Raw genomic sequence first — 26,209 nt, forward strand, 5'->3', positions numbered from 1 at the left:
CTGGCGGTCTGCTCCGGCGCGACCTGCCGTTCAGCCGACTCCGTCCGGCCGCCGCCGTTCGTCGCGCCGCCGCCGTTCCTCGTGCCGCCCGCCGCGCCCTTCTTCGGCCCCGAGTCGGTCTTCGGGTCCTCGGTCTTCGGGCCCCCGGTCTTCGGCCTCCGGAATCCGCGGGGGTACCGGGGTGGGTGAGATGTCCGGATAGGCGCGCCGCAGGTGGATCTCGACGGCGGCCGCCGCCTCCGCGTGGTCCCCGGAGACGATGGCCCGATGGATCCGATGATGGTCGGCTCTGAGCCCGCTCGTGTCGCCGAGGCGTTCGACCGCCTCGATGGCGTAGCGGCGGACCGAGTCGCGCAGGGAACGCATCATGGCGGCGATCAGGCGGTTCCCCGAGGCCTCGGCGACGGCGACGTGGAAGGCGGTGTCGTGTTCCACGAAATCCTCGGCCGTCGCCGCGCCGTCCATCCGCTCCAGCGCGTCGCGCAGGGCCGACGGATCGGCCCGCTGGGCGGCGGCGCGCGCGGCGGACCACTGCTCGATCATCAGCCGGGCGTCGATGACCTCCTCAAGGGAGAGGCTCGACAGGCCGAGGTGCAGCCGGAGCAGGTCGGTCAGGGCCCCGGCGGGCCGGGAGGTGAGTACGGCTCCCGCGTCGGGGCCCCGTCCGGCCTGTGAGGACACCACGCCCAGCGTCTCCAGCACGCGCATCGCCTCGCGCACCGACGACCGGCTGACCTGGAGCTGCTCGGCGAGCTGGCGTTCGCCCGGCAGGCGGTCGCCGACCGTGAGCCCGTCACCCGCGATGCGCTCCTCGATCCGGGCGATCACGTCCTCGAACGCCCGGGTGCGCCGGACGGGCTGCCATCCGCTCAAGGGACCTCCTCTTGTGGCGAAATATGGTCAGACCATACTGTGGTCTGACCAAACAGAGGAAGGAGTACCGTGCGCGTCGCCCTGTTCATCACGTGTGTGAACGACACGTTGTTCCCCGGCACCGGGCGGGCGGTCGTGACGCTGCTGCGCCGCCTCGGATGCGACGTCGAGTTCCCGCAGGCGCAGACCTGCTGCGGCCAGATGCACGTCAACACCGGATACCCCGAGGAGGGGAGACGGCTGGCGCGGCACTTCCTGGACGTCTTCGCCGGATACGACGCGGTCGTCGCGCCGTCGGGGTCGTGTGCCGCGATGGTCCGGGAGCAGTACCCCCGGCTGGTGGGGGCCGACGAGGCCGCCGCGACGGTGCCGAAGGTCCACGAACTCTCCGAGTTCCTCGTCGACGTCCTCGGCGTCACCGACGTCGGCGCGTCCTTCCCGCACCGGGTGACCTACCACCCGACCTGCCACTCCCTGCGCGGCCTCCACCTGGGCGACCGGCCCACCCGCCTGCTGGAGCAGGTCAGAGGGCTGGAACTGGTCCCGCTCCCCGGCGCCGAGGAGTGCTGCGGGTTCGGCGGCACCTTCGCGGTGAAGAACCCGGCCGTCTCCGCGGCCATGTGCGGCGACAAGGTGGGCAACATCATGGCCACCGGAGCCGAGGTGCTCTGCGCGGCGGACAACTCCTGCCTGATGCACATCGGCGGCACCCTCAGACGCCAGCGCGCCGGTGTCCGGATCATGCACCTCGCCGAGATCCTCGCCACCACGGAGGCCACCCGATGATCGACGTCCCGCGCGGCCCGGTCCGTCCCGCGGACCGGGCCCCGCACAGCCAGAAGGCATCCGGGGCGGGGGTCGCCCGATGAGCGGCGGCAACACGTTCCTGGGTATGCCCGCGTTCCCCCAGAACGCCGCGGCGGCCGTACAGGACTCCCAGCTCAGGTTCAACCTGCGCAAGGCCACGCACACGATCCGCGGCAAGCGGGCCTCCGTGGTGGCCGAACTGCCCGACTGGGCGGAGCTCCGGACCGCGGGCAAGGAGATCAAGGACCACACCCTGCGCAACCTGGAGCGCTACCTCCTCCAGCTGGAGGAGGCGGTCACCGCGGCCGGCGGGCACGTCCACTGGGCGGCCGACGCCGATGAGGCCAACCGGATCGTCGCCGACCTCGTCAAGGCGACCGGCGAGACCACCGTGGTCAAGGTCAAGTCGATGGCCACCCAGGAGATCGGCCTCAACGAGGCACTTGCGGAACAGGGTATCTCCGCCTACGAGACCGACCTCGCCGAGCTGATCGTGCAACTCGGCGACGACTGGCCCTCGCACATCCTGGTCCCCGCGATCCACCGGAACCGCTCGGAGATCCGCGAGATCTTCCAGGAGAAGATGGCCTCCTACGGCCGCGCGGCCCCCGAGGGGCTGACCGACGAGCCGCGTGCCCTCGCCGAGGCCGCCCGGCTCCACCTGAGAGAACGCTTCCTGTCCACCAAGGTCGCGATCTCCGGTGCGAACTTCATGATCGCTGAGACCGGCACACTGGTCGTGCTGGAGTCCGAGGGGAACGGCCGGATGTGCCTGACCCTTCCCGAGACGCTGATCAGCGTGGTCGGCATCGAGAAACTGCTGCCGACCTGGCAGGACCTGGAGGTCTTCCTCCAACTGCTGCCCCGGAGCTCGACCGGTGAGCGGATGAACCCCTACACCTCCACCTGGACCGGTGCGGTCGAAGGGCAGGAGTTCCATCTGGTCCTGCTCGACAACGGCCGCACGCGGGTCCTCGCCGACGAGGTCGGCCGTCAGGCGCTGCGCTGCATCCGCTGCTCGGCCTGCCTGAACGTCTGCCCGGTCTACGAGCGTGCGGGCGGTCACGCCTACGGCTCCGTCTACCCCGGCCCGATCGGCGCGATCCTCACCCCGCAGCTCCGCGGCATGAGCTCGGAGCTGGACGCCTCCCTGCCGTACGCCTCCACCCTCTGCGGTGCCTGCTTCGAGGCCTGTCCGGTGGCGATCGACATCCCCGAGGTGCTGGTCCACCTGCGCGGCAAGGCCCGGCATCCGCGTGCCGAACGCCTGGGCATGCGCGCCGCCGGCTGGGTGCTCGACCGCCCGGCACGGCTGGCCGGCGCCCAGCGTCTCAGCGGCCGGCTGCGCAGGTTCGTCCCCGGCCACCTGCCCGGTCCGCTGTCCGCCTGGACCGACACCCGCGACATCCCCGACATCCCCGCCGAGTCCTTCCGCGGCTGGTGGAACCGTACCGACGGAGGCGCCCGATGAACGGACGAGAGGCGCGGGACGCGCGGACGGGCGCGGCCACCGGAGCCAGGGAGCTGATCCTGTCGCGGATCCGCGCGGCTGTGGCCGGCGCCCCCGATGTCGCGATCACCCGCGCCTACCGCACGTCGCCGGACACGGACGGCGTGGTGGAGCTGTTCGCCGAGCGGGTGGCCGACTACCGGGCCGTCGTCCACCTGGTGGACGAGGGCGAAGCAGCGGAGGCGATCGCGGCGGCGCTGCGCCGCCGGGGGGCGACCCGGCTGGTCGTCCCCGGCGGGCTGCCGGAGGAGTGGGCGCGAGCCGTGCGAGCGGTCGTCGAGGCGGCGGCCGGCCGGCCCGGGCACGTGGCACCCGACCTCGGACCCGATCCCGGACCCGACCCCGGACCTGACACCGATCTCGGACCTGACACCGATCTCGGACCTGACACCGATCTCGGACCCGACCCCGACTCCGGACCTGACACCGATCTCGGACCCGACCCCGACTCCGGACCCGATGGGGCCACGCGAGACGGATCCGCCGGGCCCGGAGCCCCCGCGGTCATGGGGGACGAGCCCGCACTGAGTGCGGCGGCGCTGGACGCGGCCGACGGTGTGGTCACGGGGTGCGCGCTGGGGATCGCCGAGACCGGCACGATCGTGCTGGACGCCGGCCCCGGCCAGGGACGGCGGGCGCTGACCCTGGTGCCGGACTACCACCTGTGCGTGGTGCGGGCCGGCCAGATCGTCGCGGGCGTGCCCGAGGCCGTACGGAGACTGGACCCGGCCCGGCCGCTGACCTGGATCAGCGGCCCCTCGGCGACCAGCGACATCGAGCTGAACCGGGTCGAGGGCGTGCACGGCCCCCGCACGCTGGAGGTCGTGATCGTCCGCTGAGACCGCGCCCGTCACCCCGCGCGTCCGTCACCCCGTGCTCCCGAGGTCGCGCCTGTCACTCCGTGCTCCCGAGGTCGAACCGCCGGGTTGCGCGGGCGCGCTCCGCTGGGGTGAGCTCGGGTTGCGCGGGCATGCCCCGCTGGGGTGAGCTGTGCGTCACCCGTTTCCGTGTCAGGAGAGCGTGTGACCGCGTCAATGCCCGATCCATCCGTCACAACCGCACGGCTCGCGCTCCGCCCCTTCGCCCCGGCCGACGCCGACCGGATCCGCTCCGTGATCGAGGCACGCCACGTCTTCCTCCCGCCGGGCGCGCCCCGCCATCGGTCCGGCATCACCCAGTGGCTCGCCCGCGGTGTGCACGAGTTGCACCGCTCCGGCCAGGGCGTGCACCTGGCGATGGTCGCCGACGGGCTCGTCGTGGGCGCGATCAGCCTCTTCAAAACACTGTGGGGAGCCGGAACCACCGAGGTCGGGTACGGCGTGCACCCGCTGCACCGGGGACGCGGCTACGCCCCCGAGGCCGTGCGCGGCCTGACCCGCTGGGTGTTCGCGACCACCTCCCTGCGCCGGATCGAGCTCCGCGCCAACCTGGACAACACCGCCTCACTCCGGGTGGCCGAGAAGGCCGGGTTCGTCAGGGAGGGGGTGCTGCGCGCCGCCGAACTGGAGGACGACGGCCCTCATGACGTCGTCGTGTTCGGCCTGCTCAGAACCGACCTCCCCTGACCATGGGCCGTCCGCGTCGTACGGTGCCCATGGCCGCGACCGGCCACACCTTTGCAGAACCGTTACCTGTCCATGCCGTGCCGTTATCGGATATCCTCGCGATTCGCCGTTGCGTATCCCCAGGTCAAGGTCATTGGAGTCCTGTTTCGATGAAACCGCCGCTGCTGCTCATCGGGCAGGGCTCACACGATGACAATGGATCTGCTGAATTCGGCAGGTTCGTCCATAGGCTCCGCTGCCGTCTCGACCAGACGGCGGCCGAGGTCTCCGGGGGATACATCTCCAAGGCCAGGCCACGCCTCAGTGACTCGGTCGCCTCGCTGGTGGCGCGGGGACACCACCGCATGGTGGCGCTGTCGTTGAGTCTCACCGGGGACGCGCGGCTCGGCGCCGACGTCCTCGGTGCGATGGCCCGCGAGCATGAGCGTCATCCCATGCTCACCTGCGACTACGGCCGCCCCCTGGGTGCGGACCCCCGCGTGCTGGCCCTGCTCGCCGAGCGCCTGGCCGACGCCGCGGCCGAGGTCGCCAGTCTCCGCCTGGTCCCCGCGGCCGCCGTGCCGTTCGACGACGAGCCCGAGCGCATCGAGATCGGCGAGACCGCGGTGGTCCTGGTCGGCGACGGTTCCACCAGCCCCGAGACGAACGCCGACGTGCACCGGGTCTCCCGCCTGTTCTGGGAGACCCACGCCCACGAGTACATGACCGTGGAGACCGCCTTCGTCTCCCTCACCCCGCCCGGTGTGCCCGGCGGCATCGAGCGCTGCCGCCGCCTGGGCGCCAAGCGCGTGATCGTCGTCCCCTACCTGCTGTTCGCCGGTGGCGTGCTGGATCGCGTCTGGGCCCAGGCCATGGCCTACGCCGCGGGCCACCCGGATCTCGACGTCCGCTGCGCCGAGGTCATCGGCGACTGCGAGGGCCTGGCCGACGTGGTCGTCGAACGCTACGAGGAGGCGCTCAGCGGGATCACCTGGTGATCTTCCCTGGCGGCGCCGTTCTCAGGGGACACTGGGTGGTATGACCGTTCTTGAGCAGACCGTCGCCGCGATCCGGCCCGCGGATCCGGTGGCCCTCGCCGCCGCCCGGGCCCACCAGGACAGCCTGACCAAGCCCCGAGGCGCCCTCGGCGTGCTGGAGGAGGTGGCCGTACGGCTGGCCGGAGCCGCGGCCGTCAGCCCGCCGCCGCTCCCGGTCCCCGCGGCTCTGGCGATCTTCGCCGCCGACCACGGCGTCCATGCTCAAGGGGTGAGCCCGTGGCCGCAGGAGGTCACCGTGCAGATGGTCGCCAACTTCCTCGCGGGCGGTGCCGTGGCCAACGCCTTCGCCGCCCAGATCGGTGCCTCGGTGACCGTCGTCGACGTCGGGGTGGCCGCCGACCTGCCCCCCGCGCCGGGTCTGACGGTCAGCAAGGTCGCGTACGGCACGGCCGACCTGTCCTGCGGGCCGGCGATGACCGCCCGGCAGGTGGTCGCGGCGCTGGAGACCGGGATCGAGGTGGCCCGCAGGCTCGTCGACCAGGGGGCCCGCTGCCTGGTCACCGGGGACATGGGCATCGCCAACACCACCGCATCCGCCGCCCTGATCTGCGCGTTCACCGGCCTGGACGCGGCCGGTGTGACCGGTAGGGGCACCGGGATCGACGATGAGACCCTGAGCCGGAAGATCGAGGTGGTCCGGCGGGCGCTACGGGTGAACGGCCTGGACGGCGGAGTGGAGAACGGCTCCGAGACGCCGGAGCGGGAGCGCGCGGCGACCGGTGGGGCCATGTCGGCGCTGGAGACGCTGGCCGCGGTCGGCGGGTTGGAGCACGCGGCGATCGCCGGATTCATCCTGGGGGGAGCGGCGTTGCGGGTGCCGGTCATCCTCGACGGTGTCATCGCGGGCTCGGCCGCGCTGGCGGCGGCCGCGCTGGCCCCCGGCGTGGTGGACCACTGCGTGGCCGGGCACCGCTCGGCCGAGCCCGGCCACGGCGCAGCGCTCGACCACCTGGGCCTGCGTCCTCTGGTCGATCTGGAGCTCCGGCTCGGAGAGGGCAGCGGAGGGCTGCTCGCCCACCCGCTCGTCTGCGCCGCGGTCAGGGTGATGCATGAGGTGGCGACCTTTGATTCCGCCGGAGTCACCGACAAGGAGGCGTGATCCGCCAAAGGTTACGACCCTGCCGGTGAATTGTGGTCAGGCGCTTCTTTACGCTGTTAACACGGGGGCAGCAAACAGTGGACCATTAGCCGGTAGGTTTACCTCTTAACACGTCGTGCTTCACGATTAATCTCGAACGGGAGATCTGTCACCATGTCGCCCTATCTGCTCGGTTTGCACCTTTCCGGGCGGCGGGTGCTCGTCGTGGGCGGAGGGCGCGTCGCTCAGCGGCGGGTTCCGGCGCTGCTTGAGGCGGGGGCTCTGGTCACCGTCGTCTCCACGAGTGTCACGCATGCCCTCGACGATCTCATCGCGACCGGACGGGTGATCTGGCAGGCTAGGCCGTACCAGGTCGGTGACGTGGACGGGGCATGGCTCGTCCAGGCCTGCACCGATGACCGGGCGGTGAACACCGCGGTGGCCGCCGAGGCCGAGGCCAAGCGGATCTGGTGCGTACGCGCCGACGACAAGGACGCGTCGGCGGCCTGGACCCCGGCCACGGGGCGCGTGGGAGAGGTCGGCGTGGCCGTCACCGCGGGTGGTGATCCCCGCCGGGCGGCCGGGATCAGGGACGCCGTCGTGGAGGCACTGCGTGACGGGACGGTGGACGCCCGGCGTAACCGCACCAAGCCGGTCGGTGTCGCCCTGGTCGGCGGCGGTCCCGGCGACCCCGGCCTGATCACCGTCAGAGGGCGTCAACTGCTCGCCCAGGCGGACGTGGTCATCGCCGACCGCCTCGCACCGCAGGCCCTGCTCGACGAGCTCTCCCCGGACGTCGAGCTGATCGACGCGGCGAAGATCCCCTACGGCCGTTACATGGCCCAGGAGAGGATCAACGAATTGCTGGTCGAGCATGCGAAAAAGGGCAGGTTCGTGGTCCGGCTCAAGGGCGGTGACCCGTTCGTCTTCGGCAGGGGCGGTGAGGAGATGCTCGCCTGCGCCCGTGAGGGCATCCCGGTGACCGTCGTCCCCGGGATCACCAGCCCGGTCGCGGTGCCTGCGGCGGCCGGCGTGCCGGTGACCCATCGTGGCGTGAGCCAGGAGTTCCACGTGATCTCCGTCCACGTCCCACCCGGTGATGACCGATCCACCGTCGACTGGCCGAATCTGGCACGTTCCGGTGGAACCCTGGTGCTCATGATGGCCGTCGAACGGATCGAAACGATTGCCGAAACGCTTATCCGTGACGGACGTTCGCCAGAAACTCCCGTAATGGTGGTACAGGACGGTACTCTTCCCACCCAACGCGCTCTTTACGCCACGCTCTCCACCGTGGCGGAGCGCGTGACCGCGGCTGGGATCCGGCCACCTGCGATCGTGATCGTTGGCGATGTCGTGAAGGTCGGCCAGGAGGTCGAGATGGTTCGAGCGGAGCGGGTACCGTGAAGTCGGCTGCCAACAGGCCCACCCACCCCGCCGGCTCCCCCCAGGGGGCGCCCGGCGGCACCCCGTCGGGCGACACCGAGTTCCCGGACGAACAGACGGTTACGTTCAGGGCCATCCGTTCCGACGACGATGCGGCCTCGGCGTCCCGCCCGCCGGCCGCCGGTGAGGAGACCGCCACGGCTCCGGACGACCCTCTCGCCGCTTTCCGTGCGGCCGCCGCTGCGGCGGAGGCGACCATCGCGTCGTTGACGGGTGGTGCGGCGGCTTCTCCTTCGGGTGGTGGTGCGGGTGGTCGCGCCGATGGTGCGGCGGCTTCTCCTTCGGGTGGTGGTGCGGGTGGTGGGGCGGCTTCTTCTTCGGGTGGTCGTGCGGGTGGTGCGGTCGGGAGTGGTGATGCCGCTCCGTCGTTGAGGACCGCTGGACCTGGTGGACTTGGTGGGTCCTCTTCTCGTGAGCGTGGTGCCGACCCGTCTCCGGAGGGTGGGGTTGGTCCTTCCCGTGCCGGTGGGGTCTCGTCCTCGTCCGCGTGGCCGGGTGGTGGTGCTGCTTCGGGTTCCGCTGCCGCTTCGCGGGGGGCGGAGGGTGCGGGCGGGTCGCAGGATGACGCTTTCGCCGCTTTCCGTGCGGCCGCCGCTGCGGCGGAGGCGACCATCGCGTCGCTGACCGGTGGTGGGGCCGCTTCTCCTTCGGGTGATGGGTCCGCCTCTTCTTCAGTTGGTCGTGCGGGTGGTGCGGTCGGGAGTGGTGATGCCGCTCCGTCGTTGAGGACCGCTGGACCTGGTGGACTTGGTGGGTCCTCTTCTCGTGAGCGTGGTGCCGACCCGTCTCCGGAGGGTGGGGTTGGTCCTTCCCGTGCCGGTGGGGTCTCGTCCTCGTCCGCGTGGCCGGGTGGTGGTGCTGCTTCGGGTTCCGCTGCCGCTTCGCGGGGGGCGGAGGGTGCGGGCGGGTCGCAGGATGACGCTTTCGCCGCTTTCCGTGCGGCCGCCGCTGCGGCGGAGGCGACCATCGCGTCGCTGACCGGTGACGCGGCCGGCTCCCACGAGGAGGACGACGCCCCCGGCTCCGCCCCGGACAGCACCACAGTCCCCTCTCCGCCGGCCGGCGCGGGCGTTCCGTCCCCCGGTTCCGCCTTCGCCGCCTTCCAGGCGGATGCCGACGGCCCCGCCCTCCCCCCGCAGCGCGGAGAGAGGCCTGACAGCCCGTCTGCTGACGACGCCTCCGCCGCTTCCCAGGCCGGTGCGAGTGCTCCTCCCATCCACGCGGACCGGGAGGAAGATCCTGAGGCGGCCCCGGCCGGAGCCTACGCGGGCACGGACCGAGGTGCCTTCGAGCCCGCCGCCGACGACAACGCCAAAGACACCGCCGAAGACGACGCCGGAGACGACGCCTACCCAGGCGAGCAGGCCGAATGGACGCGGCGTGGCCGAGTACGGGAGACGCCGCTGCCGTACGTCGTCTCCGAAGCCCTGACCGGTGCGCTCGCCGTTCTCCGCACCAGCGTCACCGACCTCCGCTTCGGCCTGGACCTCCCCGGTGCGGAGGAGGCCAGACGGACCCAGAGCGAGATCCTGGCTCAGCTCGACGACTACGTGATCCCGCGGATCCGCACCAGCACCGCGCCGGCGCTCGTCGTGGTCGCCGGGTCCACCGGGGCGGGCAAGTCCACGCTCCTCAACACCCTGGCCAACGCCAAGGTCAGCGCCACCGGCGTACGCCGCCCGACCACCGGCACCCCGGTCCTCGCCTGCCACCCCGACGACCACGAGTGGTTCGCCGACGGTGACCTGCTCGGCAGCCTGCGGCGGCAGGCCGAGCCCGATCCCAAGGCGGCTCCCGGCAGTCTCGTGCTCGTCTCCACCGAACGCCTCCCTCCGGGCGTGGCTCTGCTCGACACCCCCGACATCGACTCGGTCGTCGAGGAGCACCACGAGATCGCCCACCGGATGCTTGACACGGCCGATCTGTGGATCTTCGTCACCACCGCCGCCCGTTACGCCGACGCCCCCGCCTGGCGGCTCCTCCGCCTGGCCAAGGAGCGCGGAGCCCGGCTGGTCATCGTGCTCTCCCGGGTGCCGCCCAAGTCCCGGGACGTCGTCACCAAGCACTTCTTCAGGATGCTCACCGAGTACGGCCTCGGCGATGCCGACCGCTTCGTCATCAATGAGAGCAAGGTCACCGACGGCATGCTCCCCGACCACGAGGTCACCGAGCTCCGGCTGTGGCTGACCGAGTTGTCGGTCGACGACCAGCGCCGGGCGCAGGCCGTACAGGCCACCCTGTCCGGGGTGCTGGACAGCTTCCGCACCCGGATCCCCGCCCTGGCCAGGCAGCTGGAGGCCCAGGTGGTCCTCAGAAGTGAGCTCCGCGGTGACGTGGACGCCGCCTACGCCGCCGCGCTCGCCGAGATCGAGCAGGCGACCGGGAACGGCTCGCTGCTCCGCGGTGAGGTGCTCGCCCGGTGGCAGGACTTCGCCGCCTCAGGCGACCTCATGCGGACACTGCACCTGCGCAAGCCCGGCCGATTCGCGGGCAAGGCGAGTCACCAGGCTCCCGAGCGGCTCAGCGCGCTGAAGTCCGCCCTCCGGGCCGCGGTGGAGTCCCTCATCGTCTCGGCGGCGCAGCGGGCCGCGGAGGAGAGCGTCTCACGCTGGCTGCACCGTTCCGGCGCCGGAGAGACTCTGGCGGCCGTCCCGGGCCTCGGCCACGCCTCCGACGAGCTCCTGCGCAGGACCGGCCGGACCGTTGCGGCCTGGCAGGACCACATCATCGAGCTGATCCGCACCGAGGGCGTCACCAAACGGGCGGTCGCCAGGCTGGTGTCGTTCGACGTCGAGTCCCTGTCGCTGATCTTCGCGATCGGGCTTCTCGGAGACGGCGCCACCGAGGGCGAGGGGGTCGTCACCGGCGCACTGCCGCAGCGGCTGGTTCATGCGCTCCTCGGCGCCGAGTCGCTCCGCACCATCGGCGCCAAGGTCCGCAGCGATCTGCGGGCCCGGATCGGCATGCTGTTCGACGATGAGATGTCGCGCTACGTCCAGGCCCTCGACGGCTCGGGCATCCCCGACGAGTCCGCCGCCACCCGCCTTCATCGGGCGACCTACAACCTTGAGGTCGCCCGATGACGGATGGATCCGCCGTGACGGGCGCGGTGTTCTCCGCACGCCCGTCACCGGCGGGCGGGGGGCGGCGATCGAGGGCAGGGGGCGGAGCCGACGTGGCGAGCACGGCCTTCACCGGGCGTGTCCCCGGTATCACGGCCCGCGGGGGCCGAGCGATCCGCGCAGCAAAAAAGGAACGGTAAGCGAGCCATGACCACTGTTGGCACCACCCAGACCCGTCAAGGTCTCGGCAGCCGGCTCGCCGCGCTGGCACGGATCGTGGAAATGGGGCCGGGCCGAGTCGACCCCAAGCTCCTGGCGGAGTCGGGAAAGCTGCTGCTCCGTGCCGGTGACCGGCTCAAGCTCTCCTCCGAGCACACCGTCGTCGCCCTCGCCGGAGGAACCGGAAGCGGCAAGTCGACGCTGTTCAACTCGATCTCCGGGCTGGAGCTGTCGCCGACCGGGGTCCGCCGCCCCACCACGGCGCGCACCCACGCCTGCGTCTGGGGGCTGGACGGCGCGGGCCCGCTGCTCGACTGGCTGCAGATCCAGTGGCGGCACCGCTTCGCGAGGGCCAGTGCCCTGGACAGGGGAGAGAGCCAGCTCCACGGGCTGATCCTGCTCGACCTGCCCGACCACGACTCCATCCGGGCGCTCACCGACACCGAGGCCGACCGGCTGATCCAGGTCGCCGACCTGGTCGTATGGGTGCTCGACCCGCAGAAGTACGCCGACGCCTCCACGCACCGCCGCTATGTGACCGAACTGGCCGGGCAGGAAGCGGTGACCATCTTCGTGCTCAACCAGGCCGACCGCCTGGAGCCGGAGGAGCTGGTCGAGTGCGTCGCGGACCTGGAGGATCTGCTCCGCCGCGAGGGTGTCGAAAAGCCCGTCATCGTCACCACCTCCGCGATCACCGGCAGGGGGGTGGACGGTCTCAAGGCGGTCCTCGCCCAGACCGTGGTCAGGCGCAGGGCGGCCGTCCAGCGTCTGGAAGCCGACCTCGACCGGCTCACGCTCCGCCTGACGAAGGCCGTGCCCGCGGACGGCACCCCCGCCGTTTCCACCTCGATCGACGACGCCCGCCGGATCGGCCTGACCGACGCGCTCTGCGACGCGGTCGGGGTGCCTGCCGTCGGTGAGGCGATGGAGAACGTGTACGGCGTGCGATCCATGGAGTGGGTCGGCTGGCCGTACACCCGATGGGTCGCCAGGTTCCGGTCCGACCCGCTCAACAGCCTGCGTCTGGGTGACCTCCGGGACGAGATCCGGGGCGTCGCCGGCGGCTCGGTCAGCGCGCAGCCGGCCGAGGTGGACAACGCGGTGCAGGCCCTCGCCGACGGGCTGACCTCCGGCATGCACGAGTCCTGGCGCAACGGGATCAAGGAGGCCGCGCGCTCGCGCTCGGTCCAGCTCCCCCAGGTGCTCTCCGAGGAACTGTCGGAGATCGCGCCACGCCTGGACCGGGTTCCCGGCTGGTGGCGGCTGCTCCTCGTCTGGCAGTACCTGCTGGTCCTGCTGTCCGTCGCGGGGCTCGCCTGGATCGGTACGGCTCTCGCCTACGGCGTGTTCGGCGCGGGGACGCTGCCGGAGGGCCTGGCGGTGTTCGGTGAGGTGGCCTCGCTGCCGTGGGTGGTGCTGATGGTGTGCTCGGTCCTCGGGCTCGGCCTGCTCACGGCGGTGGCCAGCCGCAACTTCGTCGCGCTCGGCGCGGGGAACGAGCGGGACCGGCTCGAACGGGAGATGCGCCGCAGGGTCGGCGGGGTGGCCGCGACCATGGTCATCGAACCGGTGGAGCGCGAACTGGCCAGATACAACGAGTTCTCTTCCGCGCTACGGGGTGTGCGGGCTTAGTCCCTGCCGTCCACAGCTCTGCGGCATCCGCGTGAGGTAATCCACAGAGCGTGGTTCGGCGGCTCCTGCCAGCGACGGCACGGGCCATCGTGTCCTCCATGTCACGGGCAGTCCGCCCGCTTTCAAGGGAGACACGATGAACGACATCCACGTCACGCTGACCGGCAACGTCGCGGCTCCGCCGCGCCAGCACACCTTCCCCGACGGGTCACGGGTCACCTCACTCAAGGTCGCCTCCACAAGCCGTTACTTCGACAGGGAGAACCAGCAGTGGTGCAACGGCGAGACGACCTACTTCGGCGTCCGCTGCTTCCGCGGCCTCGCCGACAACGTCGCCCAGTCGATCCAGGTGGGCCAGCCGATCGTCGTCCAGGGCCGGCTGCGGATCCGCGAGTTCACCCACGAGGGTGAGCGCCGTTTCATGCCAGAGGTGGAGGCCAACTCGCTCGGGCACGACCTGCGCTGGGGCCTGGGAAGCTTCAGCAAACCCCAGCGGGGAGGCGCGGCCCCCGCGCTGGGTCGCAGGGAGCGGACCGAGCTCGACCGCGAGACCCACGACTGGGCGCTGGGCGGCGCCGCCTCCGCCGCGGCGAGCGGTTCCGGTGTCCTGAGCCTGGTGAAGGCGGGGACGGGCGACGGGGAGACGGATGAGGCGGGGAGCGGCCTGCCGCAGGAGGGCACCGCTGGAAACGGAGTCAACATAGAAGATCACGGCGTGTCCGAGAGGGAGACGGACGCCGGACAGGAGAAGATGATCGACGGGAAGACGACGAGAGACGGAGAATCCAGAGACGAGACGCCGTGGCCGGCAGAGGCGCACATGGTGGCCTGAGACGGCCATCAGTGGCGCGGCACCGGACACGAGCTGTGCGCAGGTCTCCGGAGAGGGCCGAAAAGAGGAGGGGGCATCGGCCGAGCGCGGTCGGTGCCCCGCCAGGAAGGCGGCGACGCCGAGAAAACAGGCCGATGGTCATCTTGCCTGTGTCAGATGCTCGGAGCATCTGTCAGGTCCAGGTCACGCCCCGCAGCATGGCTGCTCCTTCCCTCATGGTCCGCTCGTAGAGTGAGCGATTCCCAGTGGTGAGCCACCTGATGAGGAGGCCCACCCTGCCAAAGGTAGCGGTTACCGTCGCGCGCCGCACACTCCGCAACTATCGTGTTACACATCGTTAGTCGGAGAAGGGGGCGACATGGCGGCACCCATTCACACCTCGGTCAAACCCCGCAGCGGTGTGACCGTCCTGGTCGATCGGTGGCCCTTGCTTGGGCAACGTCGCGCACTGGTCGTCTACTTCTGCGGAATCGTGGCGCTGGATCTCGTCGCGATCGGGCTTTTCGCCCTGTCGACTGATTTTCGCTGGCATGATCTGGCGACCTTCGCCGCGTTGATGGCATGCGGCGCCGTCTGCATCGAGGCGACCCGCAGGCTCGGCATGCCGGCCGGTGTCTCCCGTGACCTGCTGTCCGCCTGGTGGTTGCCCGCCGCGCTGCTCCTGCCACCCGTCTACGCGCTTCTCGCCCCCATCCCGCTCCAGATCCTCCTGCAGAAACGGGTGCGGGAGACCGTCCTCTACCGGCGGGTGTTCAGCTCCGCCGCGATCGGCCTGGCCGGATGCGCCGCTTCGGTGCTGTTCCACACGGTCGCCGGAGACCTGGCCGCGCTGACCGCGGGCGACGGCCTGACGATCGCCGCCGCCGTCGGCGCCGCCGTGCTGTTCACCGTGCTCAACACCGCGCTGATCGCCGTCGCCGCGCACACCGCCGCCCCCGACAGCCGCTGGCGGGAGGTGCTGTGGAACCGGGAGAGCCTGCTGCTCGACGTGGTCGAGCTCTGCCTCGGGGTCCTCGTCGCCATCACCTGCGGGCTGAACCCGGCATTGCTGGTGCTGGCGCTGCCCCCGGTGGTCCTGCTCCAGCGGAGTCTGCTGCACGCCCAGCTCCAGGCGGCGGCCCGCACCGACTCCAAGACGGGCCTGCTCAACGCCGCGGCCTGGCAGCGCGAAGCGGACACCGAGATCGTCAGAGCGCGCCGCACCGGCGAGACGCTGGCCCTGCTGATCGTGGACATCGACCATTTCAAGCGGGTCAACGACACCTACGGCCACCTGATCGGCGACCAGGTCCTGATCGGGGTGGCCGCCACCATCCGCAGCCAGCTCCGTGACTACGACGTGGTGGGCCGGTTCGGCGGCGAAGAGTTCGTCGTCCTGCTGCCCCGGGCCGACGTGACCGAGGCGCGCAGGGTCGCCGAGCGGCTGCGGTCCCGCATCGGCCGGATGGCGGTTCCGGCGGACGACAACCTGATCACTGTGACCATCTCGGTCGGAGTGGCGGTCATGAGCATGCACGGCGACGACCTGATAGAGCTGCTCGCCGCGGCGGACCTGGCCCTCTACCGTGCGAAGGAGCTTGGCCGCGACCGGATCTGCCTGCCCGCGACGGTTGTGCCCCCGGCTCGCAGGCCCGGCTCCGAGGCCGCCCCTAGCTAAGCTCGACAGGCCCTAAGCTAGACGGTATGCCGGAGTACATCTACACACTGCAGCGCGTGCGCAAGGCGCACGGCGACAAGGTCGTCCTCGACGACGTGACGCTGTCGTTCCTGCCGGGCGCCAAGATCGGCGTCCTGGGCCCCAACGGCACCGGAAAGTCGACGCTGCTGAAGATGATGGCGGGTCTGGAGCAGCCGTCCAACGGCGACGCCCGGCTCATGCCCGGCTTCACCGTCGGCATGCTTCAGCAGGAGCCCCCGCTCAACGAATCCAAGACCGTGCTCGGCAACGTCGAAGAGGGCGTCGCCGAGACCAAGGCCATGCTCGATCGATTCAACGAGATCGCCGAGCTGATGGCCACCGACTACAGCGACGAACTGCTCAACGAGATGGGCAAGCTGCAGGACGCGCTGGACCACCGCAACGGATGGGATCTCGACAGCCAGCTTGAGCAGGCGATGGACGCGCTCCGCTGCCCGCCGCCCGATGCCGACGTCACCCAGCTCTCCGGTGGTGAGCGGCGCCGGGTCGCACTGTGCAAGCTGCTGCTCGAGCAGCCCGACCTCCTCCTGCTCGACGAGCCCACCAACCACCTGGACGCCGAGAGTGTCCAGTGGCTGGAGTCTCATCTGGAGAAATACCCCGGCACCGTCCTGGCGGTCACCCACGACCGTTACTTCCTGGACAACGTGGCCGGGTGGATCCTGGAGCTCGACCGTGGCCGCTGCCACGCCTACGAGGGAAACTACTCCACCTACCTGGAGGCCAAGTCGGCACGGCTCAAGCTGGAGGGCCAGAAGGACGCCAAGCGCAAGAAGCGGCTGGAGGAGGAGCTGGAGTGGGTCCGCTCCAACGCCCGAGCCCGCCAGACCAAGAGCCGGGCACGTCTGCAGCGCTACGACGAGATGGCCGCCGAAGCCGACAAGCACCGCAAGCTCGACTTCGAGGAGATCCAGATCCCGCCGGGCCCGCGCCTGGGCACCACGGTCATCCGTGCGGAGAAGCTCACCAAGGGCTTCGAGGACCGGGTCCTCATGGACAGTCTCTCCTTCGACCTGCCGCGTAACGGCATCGTCGGCGTCATCGGCCCCAACGGCGTCGGCAAGACCACGATGTTCCGGATGATCACCGGTAGCGAGACCCCCGACGACGGTGGGATCGTCGTCGGTGACACCGTCAAGATCTCCTATGCCGACCAGAGCCGTGGTGGTATCGACCCGGCCAAGAACGTCTGGGAAGTCGTCTCCGACGGGCTCGACTACATCAAGGTCGGCCAGGTCGAGATGCCGTCCCGCGCCTACATCGCCGCGTTCGGGTTCAAGGGCCCGGACCAGCAGAAGAAGTCGGGCATCCTGTCCGGCGGCGAGCGCAACCGGCTCAACCTGGCGCTGACCCTCAAGCAGGGCGGCAACGTGCTGCTGCTCGACGAGCCGACCAACGACCTCGACACCGAGACGCTCTCCAGCCTGGAGAACGCCCTCTTGGAGTTCCCGGGCTGCGCGGTCATCACCTCGCACGACCGGTGGTTCCTCGACCGCATCGCCACCCACATCCTCGCGTGGGAGGAAGGCTCGAACTGGTTCTGGTTCGAGGGTAACTTCGCGGACTACGAGAAGAACAAGATCGAGCGGCTGGGTGCCGACGCGGCCCGTCCGCACCGCGTCACCTACCGCAAGCTCACCCGCGACTGACGCGGCCCGCACAGCGAGTGCCCGGCTCCCACCGTCCGGTGGGAGCCGGGCACTCGCTGCCGTTTGCCGGGAGCAGGAGGGCCCTTACGGAGTGAGGAGCCAGGCCGCGGTGTCCGGAGGGAGCAGGTAGCCGTCCACGGGGGAGCTGCCGAGCAGGACCCGGTCGTGCGGCGGAAGCTGTACCGGCTCGGAGCCGCAGTTGATGACGCAGGTCAACGGCCCGCGGCTGAAGAAGAGCGCGCCCTCCGCGGAGTCCAACCAGGTGATCTCGTCGCTGAGCGAGCCGCGCAGTTCACGGCGGGCACGCAGGGCCTCCTGGTAGAAGCCCAGCGTCGAACCGGGGTCGCTCGCCTGGTGCTCGGCGGTCAGCGGGACCCATTCGGCCGGCTGGGGCAGCCAGGGCCGGGTGCCGTCGGGTGAGAAGCCGTACGGCTCGGCGATCCCCGACCAGGGAATGGGGACCCGGCAGCCGTCCCGGCCGGGCAGAGTGCCCTCGGAGCGCGCGAAGATGGGGTCCTGGCGTGCCTCCGGGGGCAGTTCCCGCACCTCGGGCAGGCCGAGTTCCTCCCCCTGGTAGAGATACGCCGAGCCCGGCAGGGCGAGCATGGCCAGCAGAGCCGCCCGGGCACGGGCCAGGCCCGTCGTGGAGTTGACCAGGCCCTCGCCGTACCGGGTGACGTGGCGGACCACGTCGTGGTTGGAGAGCACCCAGGTCGGAGCGGTGACGGTGGCCAGGGTGTCGTCAATGACCGTCCGGAACGCCTGGGCGGACCAGGGAGCCTCCAACCAGGAGAAGTTGAAGCTCTGATGCAGCTCGTCGGGACGGACGTAGCGGGCGAGATCCTCGGGAGAGTCGGTCCACACCTCGCCGACGGCCATCCGCTCACCGGGATAGGAGTCGAGCACCTTGCGCCAATCCCGGTACACCTCATGCACCTCCGGCTGCCCCCAGATCGGCGACTCGGCCTTGAACGCCTGGTCCTCCGGAGGGGTGTCGGGCAAGCCCTCGGCCTTGTAGAGACCCATCGCCACGTCGATCCTGAACCCGTCCACCCCCCGGTCCAGCCAGAACCTCAGCACATCGAGGAACTCGTCCCGCACCTCGGGATTGCGCCAGTTGAAGTCGGGCTGTTCGGGGGCGAACAGGTGCAGGTACCACTGCCCGTCGGGTGCCTTCGTCCAGGCCGGACCGCTGAAAGTGGACTGCCAGTTGTTGGGCGGCAGGTCCCCGCCGTCGCGGAAGAGGTAGCGGTCACGCCCCTCGCCCCGCAGCGCCGCCTTGAACCACTCGTGCTCGGAAGAGCTGTGGTTGGGCACGATGTCCACGATCACCCGTAGTCCGAGACCGTGGGCGTCGGCGACGAGCGCGTCGAAGTCGGCCAATGTGCCGAACAGCGGATCGACGTCGCGGTAGTCGGCGACGTCGTAGCCGCCGTCGGCCATGGGGGAGCGGTAGAAAGGGGTCAGCCAGATCGCGTCCACGCCCAGCTCGGCGAGGTAGGGCAGACGCTGCCGGACACCGGTCAGATCGCCGACGCCGTCTCCTGAGGCGTCGGCGAAGCTGCGAACATAGATCTCGTAGACGACGGCATCACGCCACCAGGGGGTTTCCATGTGCATGGATTGCCCCCAGCCGGCGGGGTTTATGCGTCAGGGGCGTTGACCATGCTGTGCGCCGCGTAGACGAGGTAGTCCCACAGGCGCTTCTCCAGGTCGTCGGGGAGCTGCAGCGAGACCACCGCGTCGTGCATGTGCTTCAGCCAGGCGTCGCGCTCGGCCGCGCCGATGACGAAAGGATTGTGCCGCATCCGTAGCCGCGGATGCCCCCGTTGGGCGCTGTAGGTGCCGGGACCGCCCCAGTATTGGATCAGGAAGAGGCGCAACCGGTCTTCGGCTCCGGCGAGGTCGTCCTCGGGGTAGAGCGGTCGCAGCAACGGGTCACCTACGACGCCTTGGTAGAAGCGGTGGACGAGATGCCGGAAGGCCACCTCGCCACCGACGGCGTCGTAGAAGGACTGGGGTTCCTCGGGGATGGCGGACACGCCCCAAGCCTAAGCGACTCGGCCTCCTCACCGCTCCGGGCCCGCCCCGTCCGATGCGACGGGACCGAAGCCCGGGGCCTCCACGAGCGTGGAAACCCCGGGCTTCAGCCCCGGGGATCCAGGTCAACCCACGATCGGGATGGAGGCCCGGTCGAGGGCGAACTTGATCCGGACGCGCAGCTCGCGGGCGACCTCGGCCTGCCGGGCGGGGATCGTCTTGGCGCTTATCCGGAACACGATGGCCGTGTCGGAGATCTGCTCGATCCCCCAGACCTGGGGCTCCTCCACCATGACGCTGTCGCGGTAGGAGCGGTCGTTCCACATCTCCTCGACCACGTCCTTGAGCAGGTCGCGGACCGCGGGGATGTCGGAGGCGTAGGCCACCGGGACGTCCACGGTGGCGCGGGACCAGCCCTGCGACTCGTTGCCGACGCGGGTGATGGTGCCGTTGCGGACGTACCAGACCCGGCCGTCGACGTCGCGCAGCTGGGTGATGCGCAGGGTGACCGCCTCGACGGTGCCGACCGCGGCGCCCGCGTCGATCACGTCGCCCACGCCGTACTGGTCCTCCAGGAGCATGAACATGCCGGCGATGAAGTCCTTCACCAGCTCCTGGGCACCGAAGCCGACGGCCACGCCGACGATGCCGACGCTGGTCAGCAGGGGAGCGATGGGAATGGAGAGCCGGTCCAGGACGGTAAGGACCGCCGTGCCGAGGATGACGATCGAGGCGACGGGCCGCAGCACCGAGCCGATGGTCTCCGCGCGCTGCCTGCGCCGCTCGGCGGCGACCGCGTCGAGTCCTTCCAGCGTCGTCGTCTGCTTGCCGCGCAGCCGTCCGGCGATCGAGCCGCCACTGGAGGAGGAGGCACGCCGCACGACCCTCGTGATCAGCCGATTGGCGATCTTACGCAGGATCAGCGCGATGACCACGATGAGCAAGATGGCGAGCGCGCCGGCGATCGCGGGTGCCCAGGCGTCCGGCAGGAAGGACTGCATGAGGCCGCAGATTACCCCACCCCCGTTCTCACACCCCCTGGTTAAGCCCACACCTGTTCTGATGAGCTCATCAAACCCGGAATCACCGGTGGGAGGGGGAGTGGGGGCGGACGCGAACAGGAACACGGAGTGGATCCCTCTCGGATCGGGGCAGCCGGCATGGGGGCAAGTTACCTTGCCTATACATATTGCCGACCGAACCGGCCGCCGTCACATCACGCCGGGGAAGACGGGGACATCCGGACCCGGGCCGCGGGGGTGGGTCCGGATGCCCCGGTGACAGACGGCTCGGCACGGGACACGCACCCGGAAGCCTGTCCCGTGCCGTTCCGAGAGGAATCCCTCCGATCACCGTCCGGACGGGTCCGGACGGCAGACTGTGGTGAGCTGTCTCGGACTCGGCGGGGTGTCCAGCGTCCGAGGACGCTCCGCACCGGACACCCCGCCGGCCCTTTGAGCCGCAGTGAGTGCGGCGGGCCCGGATGGCTGCGACCCCCTCCGGGCCGCCGCTATCTCACTCCCCCACCGCGGCAAGCACGCGTGCGACCTTGGTAGCGGCACCGGCGGGGTCGTGCGCCGTGTGCATCCGCTCTCCCCAGGACCACCAGTAGTACCAATCCCGGGGGTTGGGGGCGGCCTGTGCTCGGCAGGTGACGTTCTCCGCCAGACTGGTCGCGTTCGGATTTATCACGCGCACGAAGGCACGGCCTGACTGGGTCCGCACCACTCGGGCATGCAGCCCATGAGAGTCAAGTTCCGACACCAGTCGCTCCAGGTGCCCGAAGTCGTCTTCCCCCACCTCGCCCCTCCTCTTAGTCGCCTGCTCCCGCACCGAATCGTGTTCGCTTCATTGCGTGAATCGATGCTGGTTGGCCAAAGATGACTCACTTGGCCCGGCGGGTCAACGGAGGGAAAATCGAGATTGGGGTATGCCTTCTCCCATGTGGGTTGAAAGAAACAGTCCGGTGGTGGACGATCCTTAGCCGATAGCACTATTCATGCGTTCCGGATAAGCCAAAGTTGGTCCATCATTCTCGGTAGGCACAGTGCGACATTAGCGTCACACTGAGTCAGCGGGACCGAACCGGTCAGGAACCAGTGTGCCAGGCAGCCCAGCTGGTCACGAGAGAGGGGCCGGTATGTCCGGCAGGCAACACAGGGAGACGGAGTTAGCGAGGCAGATCCGGGCCAGAGGCCTGGCTGCGGGGCGTGGTTCGGCGCAGATAGCCGAGGAGATCTATGAGAAGTGCGGTCCGCAGTTCGGGACCACGCGGATCAAGGGTCACCGCCTCGCGCACGGCGTCGCTCTCGCCGACGTGATCGAGCAGATAAGGGCGTTGTTCGAGCGCGACGGCAAGGCGGCCCCCGGCATCGGGGAGACGCTCCTGTCCGCTTACGAGAGCGGGCTCAAGAGACCGGGTCCCGAATACCTCCACTACCTGTGCACCGCCTACCGGGTCGAGCCCGCCTCCCTCGGTTACGTCGGCCCCTGCATCTGCGGTCACGGCCACAAGATGCCCGGTGTCGTCCGAGGCGATCTCCAGGATGGAAGACCTGACACTTCCCCTGGTTCGCGCGAGCTGTCGATCCAGCCGACCGGCGGCGACCCCTCCGCGGACAGGGGTGAGGAGGACGAGAACGTGCTACGGAGGACGCTTTTACAGCTCCTGGCCGGCACCGGCATCGCGCTGGACGGACAGGTGCTCGGATCTGTGGAGAACATCCGCAGAAGGATGGACGAGACCCTGGTGTCGGCCACCGTTTCGCCCGCGATGCTCGACCAGTGGGAGGAAGCCACCATCGGCTTCGGCCGGCAGTACATGAACACCCCGCCGCTGCGGCTGCTCTGCGACGTGCTGCTGGAGTTCAGCGCCGTGCGCAAGGCCATGGAGCGACGCCAGCCGGTGGACCTGCAGGAGCGGTTGTGCCGGATGGCGGCCCAGCTCTCCGGACTCAGCGGCATGATCATGGTGAACCTCGGCGATCACCGGATGGCCCGGTCCTTCTTCAGGACCGGCCGGACGGCCGCCGACGACACCGGGGACCGGGCGCTGCGGGCCTGGGTCATCGCCAGGGAGGCCCTCGTCCCGCTCTACTACGGAGACCCGCGCGAGGCGCTCAACCTCGCCAGGAAGAGCCGTGACCTGGCCGGTCAGACGCCCTGTGCGGCTCAGGCCATGGCCCCGGTCGTGGAGGCCCGTGCGCTGGCGATGATGTCGAATTCCGGCAAGAAGGAAGTGGTCGACCAGGCCAAGCGGGCACTGTCCCGGGCCCGGGCGGCGTTCTCCCAGATGGCCGCGGCCGACCAGGACGACTCGACCTTCGGCTACACCGAGCGCCAGCTCTACTTCCATCAGGGTGACGCCCTGGTGAAGCTGGGGCAGGCGATGGAGGCCGATCTCATTTTGGAGCAGGCCCTCACCAAGTACGGCCCGGCAGACTGGCTCGACCCGACCTTCATCAACTTCGACAGGGCGACGTGCAAGCTCCTCGAGGGTGACCTCGACGAGGCGCTGTCCATCGCCAAACTCGCGCTTGCCGGCCTGGCCGACGGCTGCCGGCCCGACATTCTCATGCAGCGTGCCCACGAGGTGGCCAAGGCGGTGGAGGCCAAGGATCCCGGCCACCCCGAGCTCAAGGTCTATCAGGAAGCGCTGCGCACCCCACCGGTGGCGGATCCGGCCGAGGTCGATATATGAGGATACGGCGCTATCGCTGGTCCGACCTGGAGTCTGTCTGGGCACTGCACCAGATCTGTCTCGCCCAGGTCGGTCTGGCTCCGGGGGACGGCGTCTACTACGAGGACGACTTCCCGCGGATCAACGAGATCTACCTCGCCAACCGGGGCGACTTCCTCGTCGGAGAGGTTTCCGGCGGGCGTGTCGTCGTCATGGGCGGGCTCCGCCGCATCGACGACCAGACCGCCGAGATGTGCCGTATGCGGGTTCATCCGGAGTTTCAGCGGCGCGGATTCGGCGCTCAGATGATCGGGGCACTGGAGGCGCGGGCCATCGAGCTGGGTTACGTACGGCTCTGCGGGGACACCACGCTGAACCAGCCGGCCGCGATCGAGCTCTACCGCAAGTACGGCTGGCGTGAGATCAGCAGAGAAGAGCGCGGCGGATGCGTCGTGCTTTACGGAGAAAAAGATCTCGTCGCAGCCATGTCGCATAATGGTCAGTTTGAGTGATTTCACTGATTATTTATAGTTAAACATTGCGATCTAGTGAAATACCAGAGTATTTATTCTTCGTACCTGTTGTCATTTTCCCGTGGGGGTGCGATGAAGAAGATCATTGTTCACAAACCTGGCACCACCCGGCTGAGAGGGGCATCCAGCGTCATCCACAAGGGGTGAGAGGGCCCTCCTCGCGACCGTACGGATCCGCTGCCCCGGCATCGGCGGCGTCCGGCGGTCGCCTGGTCCCCACCGTCCCCGGCCGGTCGGTCAGGGACTTTCGGCAGGTTACGCCAGCCGGGAGAGCCGGGAGACGACCTCCGCCAGGTCTGTCGGCTCCAGCCTGCCGGGAAGCTCCGCCATCTCCGTAGGAGAGAACCAGCCGGATCCCAGGCAGGTGTCCTCCTCCTCGGTGGTGAACGCGGTGGGGATCACCTCGGGGGTGTCTTCGAACCTGGCCAGATAGAACCGCTCGGTCTTCACGTAGTGGGTGCCGAGCCAGTCGAACTCCCGGCGCACCGGCAGCCACCGGTTCAGAACCGCCCCACCCGGCAGGCCGGTCTCCTCGGCCAGTTCCCGTCGCGCCGCCTCGAAGGGCGTTTCGCCCGGATCGATCCCGCCACCGGGCGGTTCCCACAGGGTTGTGTCGCTGACCGGATCACGCCAGTGCATCAGCAGCACCCGGCCCTCGCCGTTCACGCAGACCACTCGTGCCGCTGCCCGGTCGCTCGCCGGGGAGTCGCTCGCCGGTGAGTCGTTCGCGCTCGCCTGTGAGTCACTCATAGGCCTGGGACGCTATCACCATCTATTGCTCCAACGCCTCCATAACGACTGCCAAAAAGCCTGATGACCTGCGGAGACGCCCTCGTCCTGGCAGCCTTTACGCGGTCAACCGTGCCGGAGGTCCTCGCGTAGAGCCGGAGTGCTCCGGCCAGTGAGGAAGGACGTTCCATGCGTCTACGCAACGCGATGGGGGCGGCGGTCGCGGTCATGATCCTGATCCCGACGGCCGCTCTGGCCGGATCCGGCGCTCCGACGCCCAGCCGCCCTGCCCTCGTCTCCGCGAAGGCCGTGAACACCACGGCCGCCCAGGCCGAACCTGTTCCGGTGCCGGCCGTCCCGGACGGCACCAGCGCCGACAAGGTCCTGGTGATCGGATTGGACGGTCTGCGTCACGACCGCATCGCCGCAGCCGACGCGCCGAATCTCGACGCGCTGATCGCCCACGGCACCTTCGGCACCAGCCTGCTCTACACCGCACCGATGGCGGCCACCTCCAGCGGTCCCGGCTGGTCCACGATCGCCACCGGCACCTGGCCGGACAAGCACAAGGTCAGGAACAACACCTTCGCGGGGAAGCGCTACGACCTCTACCCCGGCTTCCTCGCCAGGTTGGAGAAGATCGATCCGTCCTACTCCACCTACGCCGCCATGGACTGGCGGTCTCTCGGCGACCAGGGCACCTTCGGCAGCGGCATCGACGCGCGGATCGTCCTCGACGGGGACTCCGACGGATACCCCGTCGAGGACGGGCGGATCATCGCGGTCTCCGAGAAGGTGCTCCGTGACCGCAACCCGGACGTCGCCTTCGTCTCCCTGGGCAACGTCGACATCGCCGGACACGACAGTGGTGCCGCCGACCAGGCCTACCTGAACGCGATCGCGACCGTCGACACCTATGTCGGCCGGCTCCTCGCCGCGGTCCAGAGCCGCTCCACCTACCATGACGAGCGATGGACGGTGATCGTCACCACCGACCACGGCCACACCGACGCCGGCGGCCACGGCGGCTCCACCGTCGAGGAGCGCCGCACCTTCGTCCTGGCGGCCGGGCCCGGCATCCCCGCCGGAGCCACCCCCGCGGGCATCCGCCTGGTCGACGTGGCCGCCACGGTCTTCGGCCAATTGGGGCTTGCGCGTCCGGCGGGCCTGGACGGAAGGTCCATCGCGTTCCGCTCGACCGATCCGTTCGACCGGCTCCCGCTCCGCAGACGGGTCCAGGAGACCGGCGTCCCGGCCGGGATCAGGGGATTCACGCACACCGCGCCGCCCGGCTGGTCGGTGGACAACCGGGGGCTGCCCTCCGGCGGCGTCGAGGAGTGGCGCGGCTGGTCGTTCACGACGGACGAGTTCTGGTCACGCGCCCAGCGGGACCAGTGGCGGGAGCTGTTCGTCCGCGGTCGCGGCGTGTTCGCGGTGGCCGACTCCGACGAGTGGGACGACCGCCCCCACGGCACCGGCACCTTCGGCTCCACCCTTGCCAGCGCACCGTATCCGTTGGCGGACCGTCGCTCGGCGAGGATCGGCTACGTCACCCACTACCGGCAGGGCGGCGCCCAGAAAGCCCAGGTCCTGGTCTCCTTCGACCGTGGTCGCACCAAGGTCGTGAAGGCGTACACCGCCGACGCCGTCTCCAAGGTCGAGTCCATCCCCGTTGCCGTCCCGGTTGGTGCCACCCGGATGACCGTCCGTTTTCGCTACTCCAATGCCGACAACGACTGGTACTGGGCCATCGACGACCTCCGCGTCACCTGACCCGCCGGGTGCGGACCGTACCGGACGGCCCGCACCCGGCTCCGAC

20 protein-coding genes and 1 pseudogene are annotated in these 26,209 nt (G+C 69.8%); 15 read left to right on the forward strand and 6 right to left on the reverse strand.

Features of this window, described 5'->3' with window-relative positions; all coding sequences use genetic code 11:
• Positions 1–30: 30 nt before the first annotated feature.
• Positions 31–873: a FadR/GntR family transcriptional regulator gene (locus OHA77_RS31350; protein WP_406312975.1), complete on the reverse strand. Its 843-nt coding sequence runs from the start codon at positions 871–873 to the stop codon at positions 31–33.
• Between the two features lie 69 nt (positions 874–942).
• Between OHA77_RS31350 and OHA77_RS31355 the strand changes: the two genes are divergently transcribed.
• The 12 genes and pseudogenes from OHA77_RS31355 to ettA all read left to right on the forward strand — a co-directional run bounded on the left by OHA77_RS31355 (position 943) and on the right by ettA (position 17,409).
• Positions 943–1,659: a (Fe-S)-binding protein gene (locus OHA77_RS31355; protein WP_326824592.1), complete on the forward strand. Its 717-nt coding sequence runs from the start codon at positions 943–945 to the stop codon at positions 1,657–1,659.
• 79 nt (positions 1,660–1,738) lie between these two features.
• Positions 1,739–3,151, forward strand: coding sequence for a lactate utilization protein B (locus OHA77_RS31360; RefSeq protein WP_406312976.1), 1,413 nt, complete (start codon positions 1,739–1,741; stop codon positions 3,149–3,151).
• Positions 3,152–3,723: 572 nt separating this feature from the next.
• A pseudogene (locus OHA77_RS31365) lies at positions 3,724–4,029 on the forward strand (lactate utilization protein C); the annotation flags it as partial.
• Between the two features lie 183 nt (positions 4,030–4,212).
• Positions 4,213–4,755 carry a GNAT family protein gene (locus OHA77_RS31370; protein WP_326824590.1) on the forward strand — a complete coding sequence of 181 codons (543 nt, stop codon included), beginning with the start codon at positions 4,213–4,215 and terminating at the stop codon, positions 4,753–4,755.
• 149 nt (positions 4,756–4,904) lie between these two features.
• The gene (locus OHA77_RS31375) at positions 4,905–5,732 is read left to right on the forward strand and encodes a sirohydrochlorin chelatase (protein ID WP_326824589.1); all 828 of its coding nucleotides are present in this window, start codon (positions 4,905–4,907) and stop codon (positions 5,730–5,732) included.
• A 40-nt stretch (positions 5,733–5,772) separates the two neighbouring features.
• Positions 5,773–6,891, forward strand: a complete 1,119-nt coding sequence (gene cobT / locus OHA77_RS31380; protein ID WP_406312977.1) for a nicotinate-nucleotide--dimethylbenzimidazole phosphoribosyltransferase — start codon at positions 5,773–5,775, stop codon at positions 6,889–6,891.
• A gap of 153 nt (positions 6,892–7,044) precedes the next feature.
• Positions 7,045–8,277, forward strand: coding sequence for a uroporphyrinogen-III C-methyltransferase (gene cobA / locus OHA77_RS31385; RefSeq protein WP_326824587.1), 1,233 nt, complete (start codon positions 7,045–7,047; stop codon positions 8,275–8,277).
• Between the two features lie 761 nt (positions 8,278–9,038).
• The gene (locus OHA77_RS31390) at positions 9,039–11,399 is read left to right on the forward strand and encodes a dynamin family protein (RefSeq protein ID WP_406312978.1); all 2,361 of its coding nucleotides are present in this window, start codon (positions 9,039–9,041) and stop codon (positions 11,397–11,399) included.
• A 186-nt stretch (positions 11,400–11,585) separates the two neighbouring features.
• Complete coding sequence (locus OHA77_RS31395; protein ID WP_406312979.1) at positions 11,586–13,229, forward strand: GTP-binding protein; 1,644 nt, start codon at positions 11,586–11,588, stop codon at positions 13,227–13,229.
• A gap of 136 nt (positions 13,230–13,365) precedes the next feature.
• Complete coding sequence (locus OHA77_RS31400) at positions 13,366–14,061, forward strand: single-stranded DNA-binding protein (protein WP_406312980.1); 696 nt, start codon at positions 13,366–13,368, stop codon at positions 14,059–14,061.
• Between the two features lie 358 nt (positions 14,062–14,419).
• Positions 14,420–15,718: a GGDEF domain-containing protein gene (locus OHA77_RS31405; RefSeq protein WP_326824583.1), complete on the forward strand. Its 1,299-nt coding sequence runs from the start codon at positions 14,420–14,422 to the stop codon at positions 15,716–15,718.
• 26 nt (positions 15,719–15,744) lie between these two features.
• Positions 15,745–17,409 (forward strand): energy-dependent translational throttle protein EttA, encoded by a 1,665-nt coding sequence (gene ettA, locus OHA77_RS31410; RefSeq protein WP_326824582.1) that lies wholly within the window; start codon positions 15,745–15,747, stop codon positions 17,407–17,409.
• An 84-nt stretch (positions 17,410–17,493) separates the two neighbouring features.
• Here the strand turns inward: ettA and OHA77_RS31415 are convergent, their stop codons facing one another.
• The 4 genes from OHA77_RS31415 to OHA77_RS31430 form a co-directional block, all read right to left on the reverse strand.
• Positions 17,494–19,029, reverse strand: a complete 1,536-nt coding sequence (locus OHA77_RS31415; protein ID WP_406312981.1) for a glycoside hydrolase family 13 protein — start codon at positions 19,027–19,029, stop codon at positions 17,494–17,496.
• Between the two features lie 23 nt (positions 19,030–19,052).
• The gene (locus tag OHA77_RS31420) at positions 19,053–19,451 is read right to left on the reverse strand and encodes a globin (protein WP_406312983.1); all 399 of its coding nucleotides are present in this window, start codon (positions 19,449–19,451) and stop codon (positions 19,053–19,055) included.
• Between the two features lie 123 nt (positions 19,452–19,574).
• Entirely contained in the window at positions 19,575–20,450 is an 876-nt protein-coding gene (locus tag OHA77_RS31425) for a mechanosensitive ion channel family protein (RefSeq protein ID WP_406312984.1), read from the reverse strand.
• Positions 20,451–20,964: 514 nt separating this feature from the next.
• Positions 20,965–21,249, reverse strand: a complete 285-nt coding sequence (locus tag OHA77_RS31430; protein ID WP_406312985.1) for a hypothetical protein — start codon at positions 21,247–21,249, stop codon at positions 20,965–20,967.
• Positions 21,250–21,589: 340 nt separating this feature from the next.
• Here OHA77_RS31430 and OHA77_RS31435 point away from each other — a divergent pair, with 340 nt between their 5' ends.
• On the forward strand, positions 21,590–23,149 hold the full coding sequence (locus OHA77_RS31435) for an XRE family transcriptional regulator (RefSeq protein ID WP_326824578.1): 1,560 nt from the start codon (positions 21,590–21,592) through the stop codon (positions 23,147–23,149).
• Positions 23,146–23,640 carry a GNAT family N-acetyltransferase gene (locus OHA77_RS31440; protein ID WP_326824577.1) on the forward strand — a complete coding sequence of 165 codons (495 nt, stop codon included), beginning with the start codon at positions 23,146–23,148 and terminating at the stop codon, positions 23,638–23,640. The genes OHA77_RS31435 and OHA77_RS31440 overlap by 4 nt, the downstream gene beginning before the upstream one ends.
• Positions 23,641–23,916: 276 nt before the next feature.
• Here the strand turns inward: OHA77_RS31440 and OHA77_RS31445 are convergent, their stop codons facing one another.
• Entirely contained in the window at positions 23,917–24,411 is a 495-nt protein-coding gene (locus OHA77_RS31445) for an NUDIX hydrolase (protein ID WP_406312986.1), read from the reverse strand.
• Between the two features lie 168 nt (positions 24,412–24,579).
• Between OHA77_RS31445 and OHA77_RS31450 the strand changes: the two genes are divergently transcribed.
• Entirely contained in the window at positions 24,580–26,163 is a 1,584-nt protein-coding gene (locus OHA77_RS31450; RefSeq protein ID WP_406312988.1) for an alkaline phosphatase family protein, read from the forward strand.
• Positions 26,164–26,209: the final 46 nt, after the last annotated feature.

It is taken from the genome of Streptosporangium sp. NBC_01639 (assembly GCF_045209755.1).
In the GTDB taxonomy this organism is placed as follows: Bacteria; Actinomycetota; Actinomycetes; order Streptosporangiales; family Streptosporangiaceae; genus Streptosporangium.

Coding starts and splice junctions, on each gene's coding strand:
- OHA77_RS31415 (WP_406312981.1), bottom strand. CDS start 19,029: ATGCACATGGAAACCCCCTGGTGGCGTGATGCCGTCGTCTACGAGATC.
- cobA (WP_326824587.1), top strand. CDS start 7,045: ATGTCGCCCTATCTGCTCGGTTTGCACCTTTCCGGGCGGCGGGTGCTC.
- OHA77_RS31360 (WP_406312976.1), top strand. CDS start 1,739: ATGAGCGGCGGCAACACGTTCCTGGGTATGCCCGCGTTCCCCCAGAAC.
- ettA (WP_326824582.1), top strand. CDS start 15,745: ATGCCGGAGTACATCTACACACTGCAGCGCGTGCGCAAGGCGCACGGC.
- cobT (WP_406312977.1), top strand. CDS start 5,773: ATGACCGTTCTTGAGCAGACCGTCGCCGCGATCCGGCCCGCGGATCCG.
- OHA77_RS31400 (WP_406312980.1), top strand. CDS start 13,366: ATGAACGACATCCACGTCACGCTGACCGGCAACGTCGCGGCTCCGCCG.
- OHA77_RS31375 (WP_326824589.1), top strand. CDS start 4,905: ATGAAACCGCCGCTGCTGCTCATCGGGCAGGGCTCACACGATGACAAT.
- OHA77_RS31435 (WP_326824578.1), top strand. CDS start 21,590: ATGTCCGGCAGGCAACACAGGGAGACGGAGTTAGCGAGGCAGATCCGG.
- OHA77_RS31440 (WP_326824577.1), top strand. CDS start 23,146: ATGAGGATACGGCGCTATCGCTGGTCCGACCTGGAGTCTGTCTGGGCA.
- OHA77_RS31445 (WP_406312986.1), bottom strand. CDS start 24,411: ATGAGTGACTCACAGGCGAGCGCGAACGACTCACCGGCGAGCGACTCC.
- OHA77_RS31450 (WP_406312988.1), top strand. CDS start 24,580: ATGCGTCTACGCAACGCGATGGGGGCGGCGGTCGCGGTCATGATCCTG.
- OHA77_RS31425 (WP_406312984.1), bottom strand. CDS start 20,450: ATGCAGTCCTTCCTGCCGGACGCCTGGGCACCCGCGATCGCCGGCGCG.
- OHA77_RS31395 (WP_406312979.1), top strand. CDS start 11,586: ATGACCACTGTTGGCACCACCCAGACCCGTCAAGGTCTCGGCAGCCGG.
- OHA77_RS31405 (WP_326824583.1), top strand. CDS start 14,420: ATGGCGGCACCCATTCACACCTCGGTCAAACCCCGCAGCGGTGTGACC.